The sequence below is a fragment of the Duganella sp. Leaf126 genome (genome assembly GCF_001423125.1).
Lineage (GTDB): Bacteria > Pseudomonadota > Gammaproteobacteria > Burkholderiales > Burkholderiaceae_D > Rugamonas.
This window is the reverse complement of the sequence record NZ_LMNW01000005.1, coordinates 32,144-54,309: the sequence shown is the minus strand read 5'-3', so window position 1 is coordinate 54,309 and position 22,166 is coordinate 32,144. Positions and strand designations below refer to the sequence as shown.

Below are 22,166 nucleotides of genomic sequence, written 5' to 3'. Positions count from 1 at the left end.
CGCCGGCGCACCTACACCGTGTACTGGACGATGACATGAATCAGCAGGCCGGCCACGCCGCCGACGACCGTGCCGTTGATGCGGATGAACTGCAGATCGCGGCCGATCGCCAGTTCGATGCGATTGCTCATTTCGTCGCGGGTCCAGCGGGCCAGCTGGGTTTCGATGAACAGTCCCACCTCGCCACGGTAATTGCGCACCAGTTGCGCGCTGCCCGCTTCCAGCAGCCGGTTCAGGCCCTCGCGCATGGCCTGGTTTTCGGCCAGCATGCGGCCGGCGTTCTGCACCAGCGTTTGCAGGCCTGCCGGTATCCGGCCCGGCACCCCGGGCGCCGCGCTGTGCAGCTCGGCCTGCACGCGGCTGCGCAGCGCATCCCACAGGCCTTCGAGCATGTGGCGCACCTTGTCGCTGGCCAGGGCGTCGTGCTGGAAGCGGGCGATCGCCGCCTGCCACTGCGGATCGGCCTTCAGGCGCAGCGCGCTGTCGGCGATCCACGCGCCCAGACGCGCGCGCAGCGGGTGCTGGCGGTCGACCCGGACATCGGCCACCTTGCGGATGGTGGAGCGGATCAGGCGCGGCATGGCCTTGTGCAGCGCGTATTCGACCACCGAGCTGTCGGTATTGACCGCGCTTTGCACCACGTTGCCGATGGTTTCGTGGTTGCCCTCGTCCGACAGGTACTCGCCCAGCTGGTCGAGCAGCAGGTCCACCAGGTGCTGCGGCTGGTCCTCCGCGATCAGCGCATCGACGCAGTCGCCGGCCAGGCTGGCCAGGTCCAGCCGCGCCAGTTCGCGGGCGGCCGTGTCGCACACCAGGCGCCGCATCCTGTCCTGGTCCAGCGACTGCAGCAGCTGTTCCAGAGCAGGGCCGGTCCAGCGCGTGAGCCGCTCGGCGTGGGCGGGATCCTGCAGGTACCGGCCCGCCTTGCCGGCGATATCGACCTCGCGCAGGCGGGCGTTGATCGCCGCCTCGGTAATAAAATGGTTTTCGACGAACTTGCCCAGGCTTTTGCCGATGCGGTCCTTGCTGTTGGGGATGATGGCCGTGTGCCACAGCGGGACGCCGAGCGGGTGGCGGAACAGCGCCACCACGGCGAACCAGTCGGCAATCGCGCCGATCATGGCCGCTTCAGAAAACGCTTCGAGGTAGCCCCAGGCCGGATGGCCGTGGCGCTGCGCGCGCGCCAGCGCAAACAGCAGCGCCGCCAGCAGCAACAGGCCCAGCGCCACCAGCTGCATGGTGCGCAGGCGCGCCCGTTGCAGCACTGCTTCCTGGTCGTCGAGCTGGCGGATGATGTCGAGTTCACGTTCCAAGCGGTTTCCCCCCGGTTGATCTGATCGCATTGTAGGGCAGGGGGCGCGGGAGCGGTCGCACGCGCGGCACTGCTGCGGGTAAAATGTCGGCCACCCGCATCGAGGAACCGTTTTCATGGCACCAGCTAGCTCACCCCCTTCCACCGTTTCCGGCATCGCGCTCGACCGCGACCAGCTGGCCCGGCACCTGGCGCAGGACGTGCGCCGCTTCGAACACTGCGCGTTCGATGATGAGGACCTGTCGCGGCTCGACCTGCAGGGATGCACGTTCGAGCGCTGCACGTTTGCCGGCGCCACCCTGTTCGCGGCAAAGCTGGCGCGCACCGTGTGGCAGCGCTGCCGCGCCGGCGGCGCCGATTTCGAGTCGGCGGACGCGGTCGACGCCCGCTTCGACAGCTGCGACCTGAACAACACCAGGTGGCGGCGCGCCAAGCTGGCCTCGGTCAGCTATTGCGGCTGCAAGCTGACCGGCGCTGCGTTCGAGGAAGTGGCGCACCTGGGGCTGCTGTTCGAGGAATGCCTGCTGGTGGGCGCCGACCTGCGCGGTTTGTCATTCCGGAAGGCACTTTTGAAAGAAAACGATTTTTCGGATGCGTATCTGGCCGGCTGCGACTTCCGCGACGCCACCTTCGAAGGGGGCAGCCTGCGCAATGCCGTGCTCAAGCAGGCCCGGTTCCAGGGCGCCGACCTGCGCGCGACCGATATCGAAGGGTTGAAATTGTCCGATGCAGCCGTCTTCAAGGGTGCCATCATTTCCCATGCACAAGCGGCAAGCTTCCTGCGGGCACTCGATTTTGTGGTAATTTAGTATAACGTTTTCCCCATTCTGCGACTTTTTTCGGCATTCTGGCGTCGGGGCTGGAAAAGCAGGTGATTTTGCTTGTTATTTCTGCTAGCGTTGCCTTAGGGAATTATCCCTATAACAACAACGGAGATAACATGATGAGCAAACCTATCCACATGACGGCAGCCGTCTTGGCTGTGCTGGCAGCCTTTGCCACCGCGCCGGTGCACGCCGACGACACCCTGCAGACGGCGCCCTCGACCGGCTGGGCCGGTCAGAACGGCGGCACCAAGGGCGGCGCCGGCGCATCGGCCGCTGCGACCTACAAGGTCAGCTCGGCAGCGCAGCTGCTCGCTGCGCTCAAGGCCCAGGGCGACAAGCCCAAGATCATCAAGCTGTACGGCACCATCGACCCCACCACGGCCGACAACGGCGGCGCCTACAAGGATGCCAACGACCAGGCTGCGCGCCTGCAGATCAAACTGAACAGCAACACCACGCTGATCGGCATCGGTTCAAATACCAAGCTGGTCAATGCGAACCTGGTGCTGAACGGCATCCAGAATGTCATCATCCGCAACCTCAATATCATCAATCCTTGCGACATCAACCCGATCTGGGATCCGGAAGACGGCAGCGCCGGCAACTGGAATTCCGAGTATGACGGCATCACGGTGCTCAATTCGAAGAATATCTGGATCGACCACAATGTCTTCACCGACGCGCCGAAAACCGATGACCAGCTGCCTACCGCCAACGGCCGTCTCAAGCAGTGCCACGACGGCGCGCTCGACGTCAAGAACGGCTCGGACTACGTGACGATTTCGCACAACCGCTTCGAGCTGCACCAGAAAAACACGCTGGTCGGTTCGTCCGACAGCCGCACCACCGACGACGGCCACCTGACCGTCACCTTCCACAACAACCATTACCTGAACGTTTCGGAGCGCGCGCCGCGGGTGCGCTTCGGCAAGGTCCACCTGTATAACAACTATTTCGAGGGCAGCCAGTCGCACAAGGTCTATCCGCATCACTACAGCGTGGGCGTCGGCTACAAGGCCAAGATCATCATGCAGAACAATGCCTTCGACATCGCCGGCGCCAGCGCGTGCGCGGACATCGTCACCAACCCGGGTTCGGCCAGCAAGTCTGGCGCAGTGACCGACGCCGGCTCGCTGCTCAACGGCGCAGCGCTGAACCTGGCCGGCAAGTGCAGCTTCAGTAACGCGGTGGGATGGTCGCTGCCGTACGCGGTATCGCCGATGTCGGCGGCTGCGGTCAGGCAGTCGGTGCTCGGCAATGCGGGCACCGGCAAGATCAGCGTGGACTGACAGGGAGGAAGGACGGCAAGCCGGTCGGGCTTGCCTTGTGCAGCAATACTTCAGGTGGCCTCGAAAACGCCTGCGCCGGTGTGAAGGTGGGCGCGTTTTCGAGGTTGCCGTCAATTCAGCAGCGAATGCTTGCGGGCGTAAGCAAAATAGACGATCAGGCCGAGCGCGATCCAGATCGCGAACGCCACCCAGGTGTGCCAGCTCAGGTAGGTCATCAGCAGCACGCAGAAGATCACGGCCAGCGCCGGAATCAGCGGCACCAGCGGCACGCGGAACGTGCGCTTGAGGTCCGGGCGTTTCTTGCGCATGATGACCACCGCGATCGAGACCAGGCTGAAGGCGGCCAGCGTGCCGATGTTGATCAGCTCGGTCAGGATGTTGAGCGGCACGAACGCTGCCACCACGCCGAAGAACAGGCCCACCATCCAGGTGGCAAAGAACGGCGTCTGGAATTTCGGGTGCACCGACGACAGCTTTTTCGGCAGCAGGCCATCGCGCGACATGGCAAAGATGATGCGGGTCTGGCCGTACGCCATCACCAGAATCACGGTGGTCATGCCGAGGATGGCGCCGAGGTCGACAAAGCCTGCCACCCAGTTTTCGCCCGCATACTTGAGCGCCAGCGTGACCGGGTGGTCGACACCGAGGAATTCCTTGTACGGCACGATGCCGGTCATGATCGCGGCCACCACCACGTACAGCACCGTGCACACGCCCAGCGAGCCGATGATGCCGATCGGCAGATCACGCTCGGGACGTTTGACTTCTTCGGCCGCCGAGGTCACGGCGTCGAAACCGATAAAGGCAAAAAATACCAGCGCGGCCGCGCTCAGCATGCCGTTGTAGCCATAAGGCATGAATGGCTGCCAGTTCGCCGGCTGTACGTGGCGTGCGCCAACCACGATAAACAGCAGCACCACGCCGATTTTGATGGCCACCATGATGTTGTTGACACGCGCCGATTCGCGCACGCCCCAGCCGAGCATGGCGGTCAGCACCAGCATGATGACCAGCGCCGGCAGGTTGATGATGGTGGACACGCCGGGGATGGCGCCAGGCGCCGCCGTCAGCGCCACCGGCAGCTGGTAGCCGAAGCCGGCGATCAGCGACTGGAAATAGCCGGACCAGCCCACCGACACGGCCGCGCAGGCCAGGCCGTATTCGAGCAGCAAGTCCCAGCCGATCATCCAGGCCGCCAGTTCGCCCAGCGTGGCGTAGGTATAGGTGTAGATCGAGCCTGCCACCGGCACCGACGAGGCGAACTCGGCGTAGCAGAGTGCGGCAAAGCCGCAGGCAATGGCGGCGACCACGAAGGAGAGGGTGAGTGCGGGGCCGGCAGTGACGGCGCCGGTGCCGGTCAGGACGAAAATGCCGGTCCCGACAATCGCGCCTATGCCCATCAGGATCAAATCGAATGGACCGAGTACTTTGGCCAGACCGCCGGGCTTCTTGGCACCGGCAATCATATCGTCGAGGTTCTTCGTTCTAAAAAGGCTCAAATCAGGCTCCAGATATTTTTATGGTGGCGGGATTGCACCCCGTGTCCCGGGTCGCGGCGACGGCAAATAATACAGGAAGATGACGGCCTGGCGATACTTTCATTTGTTGCATTATTGTAGAAATGCAGCAGGCGTTTCTGCTGCGGTCAGAACCGTTCAACGAAGGTCCTCCCCTCCGTCGTACCCGCGAAGACGGGTACCCGAGTTCTGCGAGACGCGTCGGCATGTCCGCCACATTGGGTCGCCGCCTGCGCAGGGACGACGTTCTGAACGTTTTAATGCTGACAAAGTCAATACTTTCCGCTTAACGACATCAGGTCCTTACCCGATATGGCAAGTCGGTCTCAGGCGGCCGCTACGGTAGAGGTCCAGGTCAGAAAGCCGGCGCCGGGCAAAAATGGCGCCGGCGACGATGCGGCGTCAGGCAGCTGCAGCCCGCAGCTGGTCGGCCAGCCGTTGCAGCAGGCGGTCGCATTCGAAGACGCTCAGCGTCTGGTGGCTGGCGCCGTCGCCCTCGATGTCGATGACGTCCGGCATATCGCTGCTCGGGCCCTTGCTGTCGGCGCCCGTGCCGCGCATGATGCGCGGCGCCGTGAAGCGGCGGCTGTCTTCGATGGTCATGATGTCTTGCACGGCATCGACCATCAGCCCGAATTTTTCCACACCGAGGGCGCCCGCCCGTTCGACCACCAGGATCTTGGTGTCCGCGGTGGCTTCGGCCGGCGCCATGCCGTATAGGCTGCGCAGGTCGATCACGGTAATCATCTGCTGGCGCAGGTTGAGCATGCCGCGCATAAAGTCCGGCATGCCGGGCGGACGCGCGATCTCGGCCGTGTAATCGATGATCTCGCGCACCTGTTTGATTTCGACGGCGTAGATATTGTCGAGCGCAAAGGTCAGATAGACGCGGCGCTGGATGCGCCGGGCCTCGCGCGCGGCCAGGCTGGCCGCCGCCGTCTCGTCGGTCGGATACAGGCGCGCGTGGCCATTGCGCATCTCGACGATTTCCGCGCTCGACAGGATCTGCCGGTGGTCGAGCACGATCACGTCGGCGCCGGACGGCCGGGCGATGCAGCCGGCGAACATGCCGGCGCGCGCGCGGCTCAGCAGCGGGATCGGCATCAGGTCTTCGGCATAGTAATGGACGATGCTGTCGACCGAATCGACCAGGAAGCCGATGGTGGCATCGTCGATGCGGGCAATCACGATGCGCTGGTCGGGCAGGTACTCGCGTGCTGCGCAGTTGGCGTCCTTGGCAGCGCCCGGGGCCGTGAGCAGCGTGCCGAAGCAGACGATGGCGACCGGGCTGCCGCGAAAATTGATGCGGCCCAGGCACAAGGCGCTGTTGAGGATGGACGGCTGGATTTCCGGCACGCGGATGATTTCCTGGATCGCGCCCATGTCGAACGCGAACGCCGAGCCGGCCGCGCGAAAACTCACGCACTGGCGCCGCTCGCCCTGCTGCCGGCGCGCGGCCTGGCGTCCGGCGCTCTGCAGGGCCAGCACCTGCGGCACGTTTTCGATGCGCACCAGCGCGGCCGGGTCGAGCACCTGCAGCAGGCGGGCGCCATCGGCCAGCAGGATGGTGCCGGCGACCACCGCGTGGCGGGCGCCGGGCGCATAGCTGAGCGTACTGCGCTGTTCGGGACGCACGCGCAGGATTTCGCCGGTGGCGTGGAACAGGATGCCGATCAGCACACCCTGGTAATCGAGAATGGCGATCTTGTGGGCAGGGTCGGCCGACGGCGCGGCGGGATCGAACACGCGGCTGAGATTGACGACCGGGATCACCGTGCCGCGCAGGTTGAACATGCCGTCGAGGAACGGCGGCGCCAGCGGCACGGCCGTCATCCGGTCCGGGTAATTGACCACTTCGCGGATGCAGGAAGCGGGCAGGGCGAACTCGTCCGGTCCCAGCAGGAAGGAACCGAACAGCTCGACGGATGGCGCGGCCGGCTGCGCCGGCATTGATGGTGGCATCGGTGCCTGCGGCACCGGCTGCGTTGGTCTCTGCGCGGGGGCCAGGTCGCCGGTCGCCATGCCGTTATCGACGGTATCAGGCATGGAGCGCCACCCGGCTGCGGGCCCGCGCCGGGGCCGTTGGCGCGATTGCGCATACTTTGACTTCCTGCGTGGCGCAATCGACGGTCAGGGTGCGGCCGCAGTTGCCGCCCACGTCGGCAAAGCGCAGCCGCAAGCCGTGCAAATCCAGCTGCCTGCGGGCGGCGTCGATGTTTTGCTGGCCGATCCGCAGGCGCGACGAACATCCCTCGAGCATATTGGCGCCGCCGGCCACCACCACCTCGATGTCGGCGTAATCGGCCGCACAGGCGCCCATCAGGCGCAGCAGCGAAGGCACGGCCTGGCTGACGTAGCGCGCACCCAGGTTCGCCGGTGGCGCCGACGACCCGGGCAGCAGGCAATGGGCCAGGCCGCAGCGGCCGCGCTTTTTCCACAGCAGGGCGATGCCCACGCACGAGCCGAGCAGCACCTGCATCTGGTCGGTGCGGGCGCCCACGCGCAATGCGCCGCTGGCGATGTGGAAGCAGCGCTGGCTGCCGGTGGTGGCCACCGGCGCGGCGTCGATGTCGAACCACGCGATCGGCGTGGCGATAAACGGATGTGGGAGTGCGTGCATGGCTGCCCCGTTATTGGTCGAGCTTGTAGATCATCGGCCGGTCGAACTGGTAGGCGGTGTCGAGGCCTGTGATCGATTCGGATTCGCCCAGGATCAACCTGGCATGGGGCGCCATACTGTGGCGGACTTGCTGCAGGACGGCCTCCTGGTGCTCCTGGTCGAAGTAGAACAGGACATTACGCAGGAACACGAGGTCGAACTGTTTCGGCGGTTTCAATGGCGTGAGCAGGTTGTGCTGGGCCAGTTCCACGTGTTTTTTCAGTGCTTCCATCACTTGCAGGCCATTGCTGCTGGCCTGGAAATACTTTTTGACCCATTCCGGGTGCGTGGCGCGGAGCTTTTCCACCGAGCGGCCGGCGTAACGCCCGCTGCGCGCATGGGCCAGGATCTGCTGCGAGATATCGGTGGCGTAAATCCGGTAGCCGAAGCCCGGCGTCCTGGCCTTGAACTCCTCGCACAGGATGGCCATCGAATACAGCTCCTCGCCGCTCGAGGCTGCTGCCGACCAGATCTTCAGCGGCTGGCCGGCGTGCTCGCGCTGCCACTGCGGCAGGAAATCCTGCTCCATGTAGTCCCACACCTGCTGGGTGCGGAAGAACAGCGTGTCGTTGGTGGTCACCAGGTCGATAAAGTGCGGGACCTCGGCGCGGTCCTTGACCACCTTGTCGAGGTAGGCCTGGTAGCTGCCGATCGCCAGCGCCTGCATGCGCGGGCGCAGCCGCCGTTCCAGCAGCACGCTCTTGCGCTCGGACATGGCAATGCCCGTGTGTTCGCGTACCAGCGCGATCAGCGCGGTCAAGGTTTCGGGCTGGATGCCGGCGGACAGGGACATGGTCACACCACGAAGCCGGACACGGTTTTGTTGAGGTCGCCTGCGCGCTGGTTCAGTCCCTCGGTGGAGCGCGCGATGCTGTCGCAGGCGGCCGCCGATTTTTCCGCTTCCTCGGCGATGTATTGCACGGCCGTGGCCACCTCGCGCGCGGTCAGCTGCTGCTCGTTGGTGGCGGTCGAGATGTCGGAGATGGCCACCGTGGTCTTGGCCACGCCGGCAACGATCTTGTCGAACGCGACGCTGGCCTGGCGCGAAATCTCGCTGCCGGCCGAGACACGCTTGACCGACTCGTTGATCAGCTTGGAAATTTCCTTGGTCGCCTGCGACGAGCGCTCGGCCAGCTTGCGTACCTCGTCGGCCACCACCGAGAAGCCCAGCCCGTGTTCGCCGGCGCGCGCCGCTTCGATGGCGGCGTTAAACGCCAGCATATTGGTCTGGGTCGCGATTTCGCTGATCACCTTGACGATTTCGCCGATGTCTTCCGACGACCGGTTGATCAGGTCCATCGCCTCGATCGACTTGGCGACCGCCTTGGCGCCGGCCTCGGCCTCGCGCTGGGTATCCTTGGCCAGCGCGTCGGCGTTGGCGCTGTTGCCGGCAATGATGTTGATCGAGCTGCTCAGGCCGTCGATGGACGCGTTCATTTCCTCGACCGTGGCGCCGAGCGCCTGGGTGCCGACCGCCACCGCGTTAGAGCGCTCGGCGATGGTGGTCGAGGCGTCCGACAGGCCGCTGGCCGAGGACACCACCTCGCCGATGAGCTTGCGCAGGTCGGCGATCATCTTGCTGATGCCTTCGGCCAGCTGGTCGAGCGCCTCGTCGCCCGAGATATCGATTTCGCTGGTCAGATCGCCTTGCGCCGCGCGCTCCACCGACAGCAGCAATTTATGAATCTTGGCGCTGTCCGATTCGGCCTTGGCCACCACCGAATTTTCCAGTTCCACCTGCGCGGTAATATCGCTGGCGAATTTCACAACCTTATAAGGTTTGCCATTCAAATCGAGTACCGGATTATACGTAGCCTGTATCCATACGGTTTTGCCATTGTTGCCGAGACGTTTATAACGGCCGGTATCGAATTCGCCGCGGTTGAGTTTTTGCCAGAAACGCTTGTAATCGCTGCTGGCCGCATACTCGGGCTCGCAGAACATGCGGTGGTGTTCGCCGCGGATGTCGTCGATCTCGTAGCCCATCACGTCGAGGAAATTGTCGTTGGCGCCGATCACGTGGCCGCTCATGTCGAACTCGATCACGGCCTGGGCCTTGCTGATGGCGGCAATCTTGCTCTCGTGTTCGGCGTTCTTGAGTTTGCTGTCGGTGATGACGGTGGCAAACTTGATCACCTTGTACGGCTTGCCGTCGTCGTCCATGATCGGGTTGTACGAGGCGCTGATCCAGATCTCGCGCCCGCCCTTGGCCAGGCGCTTGTATTCGCCGCGGTCGAATTCGCCGCGGGCCAGCTTGTCCCACAGGGCCTGGTAGGCGCCCGAGTGCACGTAATCGGGATCGCAGAACATGGCGTGATGCTGGCCTTGCACCTCGCTCAGCGTGTAACCCATGGTGGAAAGAAAATTCTCGTTGGCGTGCAGGATGCTGCCATCCAGATCGAACTCGATCAGCGCCTGGACGCGGTTGAGCGCGGTATTAATCGCCTGCAAGTCCTGTTCGCGGGTATGTATGGCTTGATTATGCGCTTCCATGAGGGTCCTGTTATATTTGGTGAGAATTATTTCAAAAGCAAATATTTAAATCCGGCAGCCTCGGCATTAATGTGGGGCCGATTTCTAATGCGTTTTATTATTCAGGCTGGCCACGATTATTTCAAGTGCGCCGCCCTGCTTTCCGCTGCTGCTGTACCTTATTTTCCACGTTGAATTAATATTTCCGCAAACCGGCATTTGAATGGGCGCGTTTATTCTCCTTAAATAAAAGTTTTACCGCCGCATTCAAAGCACTGGCTTTTCGATCAAGATTTCAGGTACGATCACGGCCTGCATTGCCAGCTCACTACAACAAGGACGAGACATGACTGCCCACTACCAGGTCCACGGCGCCGTTGCCGTAATTACCCTCGATAATCCGCCGGTGAATGGCATGGGACTGGCCACGCGGACTGCCGCCGTTGCCGGCATCGAGCGTGCGCTGGCTGACGACGCCGTGCGCGCCATCGTGATCACCGGCGCCGGCAAGGCGTTTTCGGGCGGCGCCGATATCCGCGAATTCAATTCGCCCAAGGCGCTGGCCGAGCCGACCCTGCATACCTTGATTGCCACCGCAGAGAGCGCGACCAAGCCGGTGGTGGCGGCGATCCACACCATCTGCATGGGCGGCGGGCTGGAACTGTCGCTCGGCTGCCATTACCGCGTGGCGCTGCCGGGCGCGAAAATCGCGCTGCCCGAGGTGAAGCTGGGCCTGCTGCCGGGCGCCGGCGGCACCCAGCGCCTGCCGCGCGTGCTGGGGCTGGAACCGGCCCTGCAGATGATCGTCACCGGCGAGCCGGTGTTGTCCGAGCAACTGGCGCAGACGCCGCTGTTCGACCGCGTGTTCGAGCCCGGCGCCGACCTGATCGCTTCGGCAATCGCGTTTGCCGACAGCATCGCCGACGTGCGCCCGCTGCCCAAGGTGCGCGCGCGCGCGGTCACCCACCCGCAGGCGGACGCCGTGCTGCAGCACGCCCGTGCGCAAGCGCTGGCCCGGGCGCCCGGCTACCCGGCGCCGCTCGAATGCATCGCCACCGTGGGGGCAGCAGTCAGCATGCCGTTCGAGCAGGGCATGAAGTTCGAACGCGAGCGTTTCATGCACCTGATCCAGGGGACCGAATCGAAGGCGCTGCGCCACGCCTTTTTTGCCGAGCGGGTGGCGGGCAAGGTACCCGATGTGCCGGCCGATACGGCGCTGCGCCCGCTGACCTCGGCTGCCGTGGTCGGCGCCGGCATGATGGGCGTGGGCATCGCCATCAATTTCCTCAATGCCGGCATGCCGGTGGCCCTGCTGGAAACCTCGCAGCATGCGCTCGACAAGGGCCTGGCGTCGCTGCGCACCTTATATGACAACGCCGTGGCCAAGGGCAGGCTGACACCGGAACAGCTGGCGCAGCGCGTGGCGCTGGTCCGGGGCACGCTCGACTATGCCGACCTGGCGCAGGCCGATATCGTGGTGGAAGCGGTGTTCGAGGACCTCGCTGTCAAGCAGGCCGTGTTCCGCGCGCTCGATGCAGTCGCACGGCCGGGCGCCATCCTGGCCACCAATACGTCCACCCTCGACGTCGACGCCATCGCGGCGGTCACCGGTCGTCCGCAGGACGTGCTGGGCCTGCACTTCTTCAGTCCCGCCCACGTGATGAAGCTGCTGGAAATCGTGCGTGGCCGGGAAACCGCCGTCGATGTGATCGCCACCGCGCTGGCACTGTCGAAAAAGCTGCGCAAGACCGGCGTGGTCGCGCGCGTGTGCGACGGTTTCATCGGCAACCGCATGATCGAGCAGTACAGCCGCCAGGCCGGTTTCCTGCTCGAAGAAGGCGCCTTGCCGGCGCAGGTGGATGCGGCAGCCGAGCGCTTCGGTTTTGCCATGGGGCCGTTCCGCATGGCCGACCTGGCCGGCAACGACATCGGCCAGGCCATCCGCCAGCGCCGCGCGGTGGAAAAGCCGGAACTGGCCTATTCCAGGACCGCCGACCTGCTGTGCGCCATGGGCCGGCTCGGCCAGAAGACGGGCGCCGGCTGGTACGATTACCGCCCCGGCCAGCGCACGCCGCACCCGAATGCCGAGGTCGATGCCATGATCGTCGCCCATTCGGCGCAGCTGGGCCTGGAGCGGCGCGAGATCGCGGACCGGGAAATCGTCGAGCGGCTCGTGTATGCGCTGGTCAACGAAGGCGCCCGCATCCTCGAGGAGGGAATCGCCTTGCGGGCCTCCGATATCGACATGGTGTACCTGACCGGTTACGGTTTCCCGGCCTACCGGGGCGGACCGATGTTCTATGCCGACACGGTAGGCTTGCCGGCCGTCCTCGCGGCCATGCAGCGCTTCGCGGCCGGGCGCCACGGCGACGCCTGGACTCCGGCGCCCCTGCTTGCGCGCCTGGCCGCAGAGGGCGGGCGCTTCAACGGCTGAGCATGGCCGCTGGGGGCCTGGCGCCGCCCGGTCCCCGTGTCATGTCAGCCCATTTCAAGATTCCCAGGAAAGACAGGAGAGACATATGCTGAAACACATCGTGATGTGGAAACTGAAGGACCACGCCGAGGGCGCCGACCGCGCCGCCAACGCCGTCAAGATGAAAGCCTTGCTCGACGGCTGCGCCGGCATCGTGCCCGGCATCGTCACGTTCGAACCGATGCTGGCCCAGCCCGGCCTGGAAGCGACCTATGACGTGGTGCTGTATTCGGAGTTCGTCGACAAGGATGCACTGAACGCCTACCTCGACCATCCCGACCACGTCGCCATCAAGCCGTTCATTGCGGCCGTGCGGCTCGAGCGCCAGTGCATGGACTACGAAGTATGACGCCGTACTGGCGCGTGGTGCTGGCCAGCCGCCCGCGCGGGGCGGTCACGCCCGAGAACTTCCGGCTCGAAACGGCGCAGGTGCCGGCCTTGCAGGACGGCGAACTGCTGGTGCGCAACCATTACCTGTCGCTCGATCCGTACATGCGCGGACGCATGAGCGCAGGCAAGAGCTACGCTGCTGCGCAGGCGCTGGATGAGACCATGATCGGCGGCACCGTCGGCGAGGTGGTGGCGTCGCGCCATGCCGGCTACGCGGTCGGCGACACCGTCGTCGGCGTGCTGGGCTGGACCGAGATGGCCGTTTCGGACGGCACCGGCCTGCGCAAGGTCGATGGCGGCAAGCTGCCGCTCTCGGCCTACCTGGGCGCGGTCGGCATGCCGGGCATGGCGGCCTGGTACGGGCTGAACAAGATCATCGCGCCCAAGGCGGGCGAGACCGTCGTGGTGTCGGCCGCCAGCGGAGCGGTGGGCAGCGTGGTCGGCCAGCTGGCGCGGCTGCAGGGTTGCCGCGTGGTCGGCATCGCGGGCGGACCGGACAAGTGCGCGTATGTGGTCGATGAACTTGGCTTCGACGCCTGCATCGACTACAAGGCCGGCCGCCTCGACGCGGACCTGGCGGCCGCCACGCCCGACGGTGTCGACGGCATCTTCGAAAACGTCGGCGGCGCCGTGCTCGACGCCGCGCTGGCGCGCACCAATGCGTTCGGACGCGTGGCGCTGTGCGGGATGATCGGCGGCTTCGGCGGCGCCGACATGGCAATCAACAACGCCAAGCTGTTGCTGATCAACCGCCTGACGCTGCAGGGTTTCATCGTCACCGAGCACATGGACCTGTGGCAGCAGGGGCTGGCGCAGCTGGCCGACCTGGTGGCAGGCGGACAGGTCAAATACAGGGAATCAGTGGCCCAGGGACTTGCTTCGGCGCCGGCGGCGTTCATCGGATTACTGCAGGGGTTCAATTTTGGCAAGCAACTGGTAAAGTTGATATGATTTGAGCGCGTTGTGCTGTATCAAGCGTCCAGCGCCCGCGCATCGTTTGCCTGCCCACCCGTTGTCTACTTTCGAAGGAACCGCAATGAAAACAGCCGTACTCAGCTGCATCCTGGCGCTGGCCGCCATACAGACCGCCTCGGCCGCCATCGACACGGCCAAGGTCACCGCCGAGGCCAAGCTGGCGCCGACCGCCAACAGCAAGACGTCCGGTCTGGTCACCTTCGAACAGACGGCTGCCGGCGTCCACGTCAAGGCCAAGGTCGAGGGCCTGACCCCGGGCCTGCACGGCTTCCATATCCACGAAAAAGGCGACTGCTCGGCACCGGACGGCAGCAGCGCCGGCGGTCACTTCAATCCCACCAGCGCGCCGCACGGCGATCCGACCCACAGCAGCAAGCACAGCGGCGACTTCGGCAACATCACGGCCGACGCCAACGGTGTCGCCATGCTGGACGTGACCGTGCCGCTGTCCCAGCTGACGCTGACCGAAGGCAGCCCGGTCAACGCCCTCAACCGCGGCGTGATCGTGCACACTGCGCCCGACGACCTGAAAACCCAGCCCACCGGCAATGCCGGCGGTCGCCTGGCCTGCGGTGTGATCCGCGCCACCAGATAAGGCGCACCGCAATCAGCGGTTCCGAAAACCAGGCCGGCGTGCGACAATGGTCGTTTTTCCTGAGCAAAGCGAAGCGATGAACGACACTGTCCAACACACGATACGCTACGGCGACTGGGCCACCATGGCTGCCGACGCCAAACTGATCCGCACCGAAGTCTTCGTCGAAGAGCAGGGCGTGCCGGCCGAACTGGAAATGGACGATATGGATGTCCTGTGCCTGCACGCGGTGGCCTACGATGCCGCCGGCGTGCCGATCGGTACCGGCCGCCTGCTGCCGGACGGCCACATCGGGCGCATGGCCGTGCGCAAGTCGGGACGCGGCACCGGTGTCGGCGGCGCCCTGCTGCAAGGGCTGATGGCGCAAGCGCGCGCCCGCGGCGAAAGCCTGGTCGCCCTCAGCGCCCAGACCCACGCCGCGCCGTTCTACCAGCGCCACGGCTTCGCCATCGAAGGCGAAGAATTCTACGAGGCCGGCATCCGCCACATCAATATGCACCACAAGTTCTGACCGCGAAGTTCATGCGGCTAAGTGAAGGTCTTCCTGCCCGTCGTACCCGCGAAGGCGGGTACCCAAGTTCTGCGAGCTGCGTCGACATGTCCAGCCAAATTGGGTCCCCGCCTACGCAGGGACGACGTTTTTATGCCAACAAAATTAATGCTTTTCGCTTAACTCGGCACCAATAGGCCCCGAAGTGGGGTTACCGGAAGATGTGTTCTTGCAAGGTGGCAGTGGCGTTGGCGTAGAGCTTGACGACGGTGGAGGTGCGGGTGCCGTAGCCTGGGCTGTCGATCCTGACGGAGGACAGCACGCGCTCGATGTCGAGCGGGACGCCGGTTTCTGGCAGGCGCTGGTCGGGGGCGGGGGTGGTATCGGCCAGCATTTCGAAGAAGGCGTCGTCGGGCGCGCCCAGGCAGATCAGGCTGGCCAGCTCGGCCTTGGTCTTGACCACCTTGGGCCACGGTGCGTCGAGCAGGGCGTTGGAGACGCCGTACACGCCCGGCGGCAGCGGCTGGCCGTTGCGCGGGTCGGCGTCGCCGCGGTTCGAATACCAGATCAGCGTGTCGCGGTCGCCGACGACGAGGTTGAAGCCGTTGTAGTCGGCCGCGCGGCCGCGCAGCGTGTCGATATAGGCCTGGGGGCTCAGATTGCCGGTGAGGAAGTCGGCCACCAGCCGGCCGCGCGACGGCGCATCGTCGCGGCGTTCGCCCGGTGCGCGGATATTGGTGATGGCCGCAAAGCGGGCGCCGTTCCGGTCCCCGCCCGCGTCGCCGTGCGCGATGCCCATCCAGCTGCCGCCCGCCTGCAGGTCGCGGCCGCCGTAGATGTGCGGATGGTCGGGCCACGGCGCGGCGGCTGCGGTGGCGCGTCCGTAAAACTCGTCGCGGTTGGCCGCTGCGACCAGGGGGACTGCCGGCAAAATTTTCCAGGCAAACACCATCAGGCACATGGCAGCACATCCATGAACGCTTCCACGTGGCGATTGCCGATGATCCATTGCGACAAGCCGGCCCGTTCGACCGCCACGGCCAGCGTGGCGGCAAAGTTGCCCGGTGCGTCAGGATAGATTTCCATCCAGGTTTGCACGCCGTCGCTCGCTTCGGGCCGGCGTTTGAGCTGGCTCGTCACGGCGAACTGGTCTGCCAGGTGCGCCTGCATGGCCACGACTGCCGCGCGCAGGCGCGCCGCATCGGCTTCCCTGACCTTGTAGTAGATGAACAGGTCCATGCTAGAGGTCGAGCGGTTCCAGCACGTATGGCAGCGGCAGGAAGGTCAGCGCCGGTCCTTCGGCCGAACCCAGCCGGACCGAGGCAGCCTCGATGGCAGCCAGTTTCATTTCTACCAGGGCATCGACGCCGCCGTGGCCGTTGGGCGCCGCGTTGACGATCATGCCGCACGGCTGCTCCGGATCGGCCGTGGCAAACACTTCGGCGCCGGCCGCCGCTGCCGAGTCCGCGATGCTGACCAGCGTCGTGCGGCGCTTGAGCTTGCCCAAGTACTGGCTGCGGGCGACGATTTCCTGGCCCGGGTAGCAACCCTTCTTGAAATTGACCGCGCCCAGCAACTCGTAATTGACCATCTGTGGCACGAACTGCTCCTGGGTGGACTTGTCGATGTGCGGCACCCCGGCGTGGATCTCGGACAGGCGCCAGGCCTGGTCGCCGCCGACCGCCAGCGTGCGCGCCAGTTCGGCGGCGATGGTGTCTGCCGTGGCGGCCGACATCAGCCACTGGTAGCGCGCGCTGCCGAAGGCATCGGCCACCCGCAAGAGCGTGCCCAGCGGGTGCTCGACGCGCGTATAAGGCTGGGCCGGCAAGGTGTCGAACCAGTTCTGCAGCACCACCTCGGCCTGGTCGCCGCCGAAGCCCAGCACCACCTCCATGCCCGGCAGCGCGGTGGCGTCGCTGAGCTTGGTCTTGGCGCGCAGCACGAACATCGACAACCGTTTTTGCACCGGGGCCTGGATCTCGCGCGGCAGCTGCAGGAAGATGGTGGTGGCGCTGCGCCACATCAGGAACGACGCCAGCAACCGCCCCTTGGGCGAGCAATAGCCGGCCAGGCGCAGGTCGCCGGCGCCCAGGTGTTCGACGTCATTGGTCAGCTGGCCGTGCAGGAACTTGGCCGATTCCTCGCCGTCGAGGGCAATCAGGCCTTGGTCGGTGATCGGCGCGACGAAACCGCCGGCAAGCGTGGTGGTGGTCAGCGGGCCAGCGGGCGCGGCGGCGGATAACAGTTCGGTCCAGGATGACATAATTTCCAGTATTTAACGACGTATTTGACGGTGTGAATGACGATTACGCATTATCATTACGGGCTCATTATAGTGATGTCGCGTCGATCGCGTCGGCACCGGTGCAAAAGCGGCCGGGCCGCTGCTGTGCAGGCGCTGCCAGTGGCACGCCGACCGATGGCTTCCCGATAGACCCCCTATGGCACGGAAATGGCTTTTATTAAAAAAATAATCACCCTCTGCATCCTCGTGGCGCTGGCAGCCGGCGCTTACTTCGCCTACTGGCAGCAGGCCCCGATCCTTGCCGGCGCAGCCGCACCCGTCGACTTCACCATCGTGCCCGGCAGCGGCGCCCATGCGGCCGGCCAGCAGATCGCCGATGCCGGCGTGCCGATCCAGCCGTTGCTGTTCAACCTGCTGGCGCGCGGCAGCGGCAAGAGCAGCCGCATCAAGGCCGGCTCGTACGAACTGAAACCGGGCACCACGCCTTCGCAGCTGATCACCCAGCTGGTGCGCGGCGAATTCGCCCAGGAGCAGCTGACCATCATCGAGGGCTGGAGCTTCCGCCAGATGCGCGCGGCAATCGACGCGCATGCCGGTCTCAAGCACGAAACGACCCTGCTCAGCGATACCGAGCTGATGGCGGCGATCGGGTCCGGGTACAAGCATCCGGAAGGGCTGTTTTTCCCTGACACCTATCTGTTCGCCAAGAATTCAAGCGACTTGCAGATCTATCGCCAGGCCCATGCGATGATGATCAAGCGGCTCGATGCGGCCTGGGCCAAGCGCGACGCGGGCCTGCCGTACAAGACGCCGTACGAGGCGCTGACCATGGCGTCCATCGTCGAAAAGGAAACCGGGCAAAAGTCGGAGCGCAACATGATTGCCGCCGTGTTCGTCAACCGCCTGCGCCTGGGCATGATGCTGCAGACCGATCCCACCGTGATCTACGGCATGGGCTTGAAGTTCGACGGCAATATCCGCAAGCGCGACCTGGAAACCGATACGCCCTTTAATACCTATACGCGCACCGGCCTGCCGCCGACGCCGATCTCGCTGCCGGGCGTGGAATCGCTGGCGGCCGCGATGGCGCCGGCGAAGACCGCCGCCCTGTATTTCGTTGCGCGCGGCAACGGCACCAGTAAATTCTCCGACAACCTGAACGACCACAATCGGGCAGTCAACCAATACCAGCGATAGCACGATGACCGATAACCGTACCCGCAGCAGCAAATTCATCACCTTCGAAGGCATCGACGGCGCCGGCAAGTCCACCCACATCGCGTTTGCCGGCCGTTACCTGGAACAGCGCGGCATCGCGCTGGTCAGTTCGCGCGAACCGGGCGGCACCGCGCTCGGCGAAAAGCTGCGCGCACTGGTGCTGCACGAAACCATGGACCTGGAGACCGAAGCGCTGCTGATGTTTGCCAGCCGCCGCGAGCACATCGCGCAGGTGATCGCGCCGGCGCTGGCGCGCGGCGCCTGGGTCATTTCCGACCGGTTCACCGACGCCAGCTTCGCCTACCAGGGCGGCGGGCGCGGCATGGACCGCAGCAAGCTCGAAGCGCTCGAGCAATGGGTCCACCCGCATCTGCAACCGGATCTGACCCTGCTGTTCGACGTGCCGCTGGCCGTGGCCCGCGCCCGCCTGGACGCCACCCGCGCGCTCGACAAGTTCGAGCAGGAACAGAGCGATTTTTTTGCCGCCACCCGCAACGAATACCTGCGCCGCGCCGCGCAGTTCCCGCAGCGCTTCCACCTGGTCGATGCCACCCGCACGATTGCCGAGATCGAGACCGAGATCGCGGGCGTGCTCGACGCCCTGCTGGCGCAAGACTAGGCGCCAGCGTCCGGCCGGCTGTCGTCACATAGCGTTTCGACATTGCTTCGGCAGCCAGTTTGCAACACACTAACGACAATGAGCGATACCATTTATCCTTGGCAGCAAGAATCCTGGCAGCAATTGCAGCAGTTGCGCCAGCGGCTGCCGCACGCCATCCTGTTCCACGGCGCGGCCGGGATCGGCAAGGCCGACTTCATCGAGCAGTTTGCCCAGGGCCTCCTGTGCGAGGCCGTGCGGCCGGACGGTCACGCCTGCGGTCAGTGCGTGTCCTGCGGCTGGTTCGTCCAGCACAACCATCCCGATTACCGCCGCGTGCGGCCCGAGGCGCTCGAGGACGAGCCGGCCGAGGGCGAGGAAGGCGAGGGCGATGCCAAAAAATCGGCCAAGTCCGCCAAAGCGCCGTCGAAAGAGATCAAGATCGAGCAGATCCGCAACCTGGCCGATTTCATGAACGTCTCCACCCACCGCGCCGGCTTGCGCGTGGTGGTGCTATATCCGGCCGAGGCGCTCAACATGCCGGCCTCGAATGCGCTGCTGAAAACGCTGGAGGAACCGCCGCCGGGCACCGTGTTCCTGCTTGCCTCCAACAGCCTGGACCGCCTGCTGCCCACCATCCTGTCGCGCTGCCGCAAGTTTGCCCTGCCGATGCCGTCGCACGCGCAGGCGCTGGCCTGGCTCAAGCAGCAAAACGTGGCCGACGCCGACAGCTGGCTGCGCGAGCAGGGTGGCGCGCCGCTGGCCGCCATGGCCCAGGCCGAACTGGGCAACCGGGACGACCTGGAAACCCTGCTGCAGCTGCTGGCCCGTCCCAGCGTGGAAGGCGCGCTGAAAGTGGCGGACAAGCTGCAGAAGGTGCCGCTCACGGCGCAGGTGTCGTGCTTGCAGCGCTGGCTGTATGATGTGTGTGCGGTCAAGCTGGCAGGCAAGGTGCGCTACTATCCACGCTACCAGCGCGAGCTGACGGGCCTGGCGGACAGGATCCACATCAGCCGCCTGCTGGCGGTCACGCGGGGCGTCAACGAGCGCCGCGCCACGTCGGACCATCCGCTGTCGCCCAAGCTGTTCCTGGAGGATATGTTGCTCGACTATACCGCCGCCTGCGCTTCCTAGTGTTTCTTACAAGGTGATCCATGCCCGCTGACAGCCTTTACGACGCCTCCGCCGCTGCGGACAAACCGGCTCAGTCGGGCCGGCCGGCTGTGCTGTCGCTGGCGATCCGCGAAAAGGCTGCACTGTACGCGGCCTACATGCCGTTCCTGCGTCATGGCGGCCTGTTCATTCCGACCCGGCAGGCGTACAAGCTCGGCGACGAACTGTTCCTGCTGCTGACCCTGATGGACGAGCCCGAAAAATACCAGGTGGCCGGCCGCGTCGCCTGGATCACGCCGGCAGGCGCCCACCACGACAAGGCGCAGGGCGTGGGCATCCATTTTCCCGGCGACGAAGGCGGCCAGAAGCTGCGCCAGCGCATCGAGGACATCCTGGGGCCGGCGCTGCGGTCGGCCCGCGCCACCCACACGCTGTAGCGCTCCGCCGGTGCCGTCGTGGCACGCGCGCCAGCCTTCAAGGTACAATCGCGCCATGTATATCGATTCCCACTGCCATATCAATTTCCCCGAGCTCGCCGCTCGCATGCCCGAGATCCTGGCCACCATGGCCGAGAAGCAGGTGACGCACGCGCTGTGCGTGTCGGTCGATTTGCCCGATTTCCCGCAGGTGCTGGCGCTGGCGCACCAGTATCCGCACATTTACGCCTCGGTCGGCGTCCATCCCGATTACGAAGACACGCCGGAACCGACCGTCGAGCAGCTGGTGGCGCTGGCCGACGATCCGAAAATCATCGCCATCGGCGAGACCGGCCTTGACTACTACCGCCTCGAAGGCGACCTCGAATGGCAGCGCGAACGCTTCCGCACCCATATCCGTGCCTCGCGCCTGACCCGCAAGCCGCTCATCATCCACACCCGCAGCGCCAGCGACGATACCATCCGCATCCTGCGCGAAGAGGGCGCGGCTCCCGAAGCGGGCGGCGTGGCCGGAGTGATGCACTGCTTTACCGAATCGCTGGAGGCGGCGCGCGCCGCCATCGCGCTCGGCTTTTATATTTCGTTCTCGGGCATCGTCACCTTCAAGAGCGCCAGGGAGTTGCAGGCGGTGGCGCTCGAGGTGCCGCTCGAGCGCATGCTGATCGAGACCGATTCGCCGTACCTGGCGCCGGTGCCGTTCCGCGGCCGTACCAACGAGCCGGGCTATGTCGCCCACGTCGGCGAATTCATCGCCAAGCTCAAGGGGGTTCCGGTGGAACAGGTGGCGGCGCAGACGTCTGCCAATTTTTTCAAGCTGTTCAATATACGCAAGGAGGCTGCCTGATGCCTGGCCACCGTCACCGTGCAGTGCTGGCGCGCCTGTCGCTGGCTTGCTGTCTGTCGTTTTCCATCTCCGGCCCGGTGCTGGCGGCCGCAACGCAGTCGCCGGCCGAAGTCGACCTGTTCCGCGCCGTGCAGATGAACCGCGCAGCGGGGGTGAAAAAGTCGCTGGCGGCCGGTGTCGATCCCAATGCGCGCGACCTGGGCGGCGAAACGGCGCTGATCGTTGCGATCCGCAACGACGCCAACGATGCCGCCACCGTGTTGATGGACCAGCCGGGCGTGGAGCTCGAAGCGAAAGCGCCCAACGGCAATACCGCGCTGATGATGGCGGCGTTCCGCAGGAACCAGCCCCTGGTGGTGGACCTGATCCGACGTGGCGCCCGCATCAATCCGCCAACTCATCAGCCAGGCTGGACGGCATTGCACTATGCGGCAGCCGGCGGCAGCGCCGAGATCACCAGCCTGCTGCTCGACCACCAGGCAGCGATCGACGCCGAATCGCCGTCGGGCATGACGCCGCTGATGATGGCCGCGCGCGAAGGCCAGGAAGACGCCGTCAAGGTCTTGCTGGCGCGCGGCGCCAACGCAGCGCTCAAGGACGGCGGCTTCCATCTGACCGCCTCGGGCTTTGCCATGAAGGCCGACAAGCCATGGATCGCCAAAGCCATCGACGCCCATCTGGCCGCCCAGCGCGCCAAACCGCGGTAAGCGGG

The 22,166-nt window shown here is 65.2% G+C and carries 22 protein-coding genes; 13 read left to right on the top strand and 9 right to left on the bottom strand.

Annotated features, from left to right (window positions below):
- Positions 1 to 11: 11 nt before the first annotated feature.
- On the bottom strand, positions 12 to 1,313 hold the full coding sequence (locus tag ASF61_RS06455; RefSeq protein WP_056152755.1) for a DUF445 domain-containing protein: 1,302 nt from the start codon (positions 1,311 to 1,313) through the stop codon (positions 12 to 14).
- Positions 1,314 to 1,428: 115 nt separating this feature from the next.
- On the opposite strand from ASF61_RS06455, the gene ASF61_RS06450 reads away from it, so the two are divergent.
- Together ASF61_RS06450 and ASF61_RS06445 are read left to right on the top strand one after the other, a co-directional pair.
- The gene (locus tag ASF61_RS06450) at positions 1,429 to 2,121 is read left to right on the top strand and encodes a pentapeptide repeat-containing protein (protein WP_056152752.1); all 693 of its coding nucleotides are present in this window, start codon (positions 1,429 to 1,431) and stop codon (positions 2,119 to 2,121) included.
- Positions 2,122 to 2,252: 131 nt separating this feature from the next.
- On the top strand, positions 2,253 to 3,428 hold the full coding sequence (locus ASF61_RS06445) for a polysaccharide lyase family 1 protein (protein ID WP_200919812.1): 1,176 nt from the start codon (positions 2,253 to 2,255) through the stop codon (positions 3,426 to 3,428).
- Between the two features lie 110 nt (positions 3,429 to 3,538).
- On the opposite strand, the gene ASF61_RS06440 is transcribed toward ASF61_RS06445, so the two are convergent.
- The 5 genes from ASF61_RS06440 to ASF61_RS06420 form a co-directional block, all read right to left on the bottom strand.
- Positions 3,539 to 4,927, bottom strand: coding sequence for an amino acid permease (locus ASF61_RS06440; protein WP_082491249.1), 1,389 nt, complete (start codon positions 4,925 to 4,927; stop codon positions 3,539 to 3,541).
- Positions 4,928 to 5,347: 420 nt separating this feature from the next.
- Positions 5,348 to 6,991 carry a chemotaxis protein CheW gene (locus ASF61_RS06435; protein WP_229205737.1) on the bottom strand — a complete coding sequence of 548 codons (1,644 nt, stop codon included), beginning with the start codon at positions 6,989 to 6,991 and terminating at the stop codon, positions 5,348 to 5,350.
- Complete coding sequence (locus ASF61_RS06430; RefSeq protein ID WP_056152742.1) at positions 6,984 to 7,565, bottom strand: chemotaxis protein CheD; 582 nt, start codon at positions 7,563 to 7,565, stop codon at positions 6,984 to 6,986. The genes ASF61_RS06435 and ASF61_RS06430 overlap by 8 nt, the downstream gene beginning before the upstream one ends.
- Positions 7,566 to 7,575: 10 nt before the next feature.
- Positions 7,576 to 8,397: a protein-glutamate O-methyltransferase CheR gene (locus tag ASF61_RS06425; protein ID WP_056152739.1), complete on the bottom strand. Its 822-nt coding sequence runs from the start codon at positions 8,395 to 8,397 to the stop codon at positions 7,576 to 7,578.
- Positions 8,398 to 8,399: 2 nt separating this feature from the next.
- Positions 8,400 to 10,097 carry a methyl-accepting chemotaxis protein gene (locus ASF61_RS06420; RefSeq protein WP_056152735.1) on the bottom strand — a complete coding sequence of 566 codons (1,698 nt, stop codon included), beginning with the start codon at positions 10,095 to 10,097 and terminating at the stop codon, positions 8,400 to 8,402.
- Positions 10,098 to 10,422: 325 nt separating this feature from the next.
- Between ASF61_RS06420 and ASF61_RS06415 the strand changes: the two genes are divergently transcribed.
- The 5 genes from ASF61_RS06415 (at position 10,423) to ASF61_RS06395 (ending at position 15,020) form a co-directional block, all read left to right on the top strand.
- On the top strand, positions 10,423 to 12,510 hold the full coding sequence (locus tag ASF61_RS06415; protein ID WP_056152733.1) for a 3-hydroxyacyl-CoA dehydrogenase NAD-binding domain-containing protein: 2,088 nt from the start codon (positions 10,423 to 10,425) through the stop codon (positions 12,508 to 12,510).
- Between the two features lie 85 nt (positions 12,511 to 12,595).
- The gene (locus tag ASF61_RS06410) at positions 12,596 to 12,898 is read left to right on the top strand and encodes a Dabb family protein (protein WP_056152730.1); all 303 of its coding nucleotides are present in this window, start codon (positions 12,596 to 12,598) and stop codon (positions 12,896 to 12,898) included.
- The gene (locus ASF61_RS06405) at positions 12,895 to 13,890 is read left to right on the top strand and encodes an NADP-dependent oxidoreductase (RefSeq protein WP_056152727.1); all 996 of its coding nucleotides are present in this window, start codon (positions 12,895 to 12,897) and stop codon (positions 13,888 to 13,890) included. Before ASF61_RS06410 ends, ASF61_RS06405 begins: the two co-directional genes overlap by 4 nt.
- Before the next feature lie 85 nt (positions 13,891 to 13,975).
- Entirely contained in the window at positions 13,976 to 14,509 is a 534-nt protein-coding gene (locus ASF61_RS06400) for a superoxide dismutase family protein (protein WP_056152724.1), read from the top strand.
- A 76-nt stretch (positions 14,510 to 14,585) separates the two neighbouring features.
- Entirely contained in the window at positions 14,586 to 15,020 is a 435-nt protein-coding gene (locus tag ASF61_RS06395; protein WP_056152721.1) for a GNAT family N-acetyltransferase, read from the top strand.
- A 190-nt stretch (positions 15,021 to 15,210) separates the two neighbouring features.
- Here ASF61_RS06395 and ASF61_RS06390 read toward each other — a convergent pair whose 3' ends face one another.
- The 3 genes from ASF61_RS06390 to ASF61_RS06380 are packed head-to-tail and all read right to left on the bottom strand — an operon-like array spanning position 15,211 to position 17,262.
- A complete protein-coding gene (locus ASF61_RS06390) occupies positions 15,211 to 15,960 on the bottom strand; it encodes an NRDE family protein (protein WP_056152718.1) in 750 nt (249 codons plus the stop codon).
- Positions 15,951 to 16,238, bottom strand: coding sequence for a DUF4936 family protein (locus ASF61_RS06385; protein ID WP_056152715.1), 288 nt, complete (start codon positions 16,236 to 16,238; stop codon positions 15,951 to 15,953). Before ASF61_RS06385 ends, ASF61_RS06390 begins: the two co-directional genes overlap by 10 nt.
- A 1-nt stretch (position 16,239) precedes the next feature.
- Entirely contained in the window at positions 16,240 to 17,262 is a 1,023-nt protein-coding gene (locus ASF61_RS06380) for a folate-binding protein YgfZ (protein ID WP_056152712.1), read from the bottom strand.
- Between the two features lie 189 nt (positions 17,263 to 17,451).
- On the opposite strand from ASF61_RS06380, the gene mltG reads away from it, so the two are divergent.
- The 6 genes from mltG to ASF61_RS06350 all read left to right on the top strand — a co-directional run bounded on the left by mltG (position 17,452) and on the right by ASF61_RS06350 (position 22,161).
- Positions 17,452 to 18,441, top strand: a complete 990-nt coding sequence (gene mltG / locus ASF61_RS06375) for an endolytic transglycosylase MltG (protein WP_056152710.1) — start codon at positions 17,452 to 17,454, stop codon at positions 18,439 to 18,441.
- 4 nt (positions 18,442 to 18,445) lie between these two features.
- Positions 18,446 to 19,081, top strand: coding sequence for a dTMP kinase (tmk, locus tag ASF61_RS06370; RefSeq protein WP_056152707.1), 636 nt, complete (start codon positions 18,446 to 18,448; stop codon positions 19,079 to 19,081).
- 78 nt (positions 19,082 to 19,159) lie between these two features.
- Positions 19,160 to 20,194: a DNA polymerase III subunit delta' gene (locus tag ASF61_RS06365; RefSeq protein WP_056152704.1), complete on the top strand. Its 1,035-nt coding sequence runs from the start codon at positions 19,160 to 19,162 to the stop codon at positions 20,192 to 20,194.
- A 20-nt stretch (positions 20,195 to 20,214) separates the two neighbouring features.
- Entirely contained in the window at positions 20,215 to 20,610 is a 396-nt protein-coding gene (locus tag ASF61_RS06360) for a PilZ domain-containing protein (RefSeq protein WP_056152700.1), read from the top strand.
- 55 nt (positions 20,611 to 20,665) lie between these two features.
- Positions 20,666 to 21,454, top strand: a complete 789-nt coding sequence (locus ASF61_RS06355) for a TatD family hydrolase (protein ID WP_056152698.1) — start codon at positions 20,666 to 20,668, stop codon at positions 21,452 to 21,454.
- Positions 21,454 to 22,161 (top strand): ankyrin repeat domain-containing protein, encoded by a 708-nt coding sequence (locus ASF61_RS06350; RefSeq protein WP_056152695.1) that lies wholly within the window; start codon positions 21,454 to 21,456, stop codon positions 22,159 to 22,161. Before ASF61_RS06355 ends, ASF61_RS06350 begins: the two co-directional genes overlap by 1 nt.
- Positions 22,162 to 22,166: the final 5 nt, after the last annotated feature.

Coding starts and splice junctions, on each gene's coding strand:
- ASF61_RS06450 (WP_056152752.1), top strand. CDS start 1,429: ATGGCACCAGCTAGCTCACCCCCTTCCACCGTTTCCGGCATCGCGCTC.
- ASF61_RS06445 (WP_200919812.1), top strand. CDS start 2,253: ATGATGAGCAAACCTATCCACATGACGGCAGCCGTCTTGGCTGTGCTG.
- ASF61_RS06435 (WP_229205737.1), bottom strand. CDS start 6,991: ATGCCTGATACCGTCGATAACGGCATGGCGACCGGCGACCTGGCCCCC.
- ASF61_RS06430 (WP_056152742.1), bottom strand. CDS start 7,565: ATGCACGCACTCCCACATCCGTTTATCGCCACGCCGATCGCGTGGTTC.
- ASF61_RS06425 (WP_056152739.1), bottom strand. CDS start 8,397: ATGTCCCTGTCCGCCGGCATCCAGCCCGAAACCTTGACCGCGCTGATC.
- ASF61_RS06420 (WP_056152735.1), bottom strand. CDS start 10,097: ATGGAAGCGCATAATCAAGCCATACATACCCGCGAACAGGACTTGCAG.
- ASF61_RS06415 (WP_056152733.1), top strand. CDS start 10,423: ATGACTGCCCACTACCAGGTCCACGGCGCCGTTGCCGTAATTACCCTC.
- ASF61_RS06410 (WP_056152730.1), top strand. CDS start 12,596: ATGCTGAAACACATCGTGATGTGGAAACTGAAGGACCACGCCGAGGGC.
- ASF61_RS06405 (WP_056152727.1), top strand. CDS start 12,895: ATGACGCCGTACTGGCGCGTGGTGCTGGCCAGCCGCCCGCGCGGGGCG.
- ASF61_RS06400 (WP_056152724.1), top strand. CDS start 13,976: ATGAAAACAGCCGTACTCAGCTGCATCCTGGCGCTGGCCGCCATACAG.
- ASF61_RS06395 (WP_056152721.1), top strand. CDS start 14,586: ATGAACGACACTGTCCAACACACGATACGCTACGGCGACTGGGCCACC.
- ASF61_RS06390 (WP_056152718.1), bottom strand. CDS start 15,960: ATGTGCCTGATGGTGTTTGCCTGGAAAATTTTGCCGGCAGTCCCCCTG.
- ASF61_RS06385 (WP_056152715.1), bottom strand. CDS start 16,238: ATGGACCTGTTCATCTACTACAAGGTCAGGGAAGCCGATGCGGCGCGC.
- ASF61_RS06380 (WP_056152712.1), bottom strand. CDS start 17,262: ATGTCATCCTGGACCGAACTGTTATCCGCCGCCGCGCCCGCTGGCCCG.
- mltG (WP_056152710.1), top strand. CDS start 17,452: ATGGCTTTTATTAAAAAAATAATCACCCTCTGCATCCTCGTGGCGCTG.
- tmk (WP_056152707.1), top strand. CDS start 18,446: ATGACCGATAACCGTACCCGCAGCAGCAAATTCATCACCTTCGAAGGC.
- ASF61_RS06365 (WP_056152704.1), top strand. CDS start 19,160: ATGAGCGATACCATTTATCCTTGGCAGCAAGAATCCTGGCAGCAATTG.
- ASF61_RS06360 (WP_056152700.1), top strand. CDS start 20,215: ATGCCCGCTGACAGCCTTTACGACGCCTCCGCCGCTGCGGACAAACCG.
- ASF61_RS06355 (WP_056152698.1), top strand. CDS start 20,666: ATGTATATCGATTCCCACTGCCATATCAATTTCCCCGAGCTCGCCGCT.
- ASF61_RS06350 (WP_056152695.1), top strand. CDS start 21,454: ATGCCTGGCCACCGTCACCGTGCAGTGCTGGCGCGCCTGTCGCTGGCT.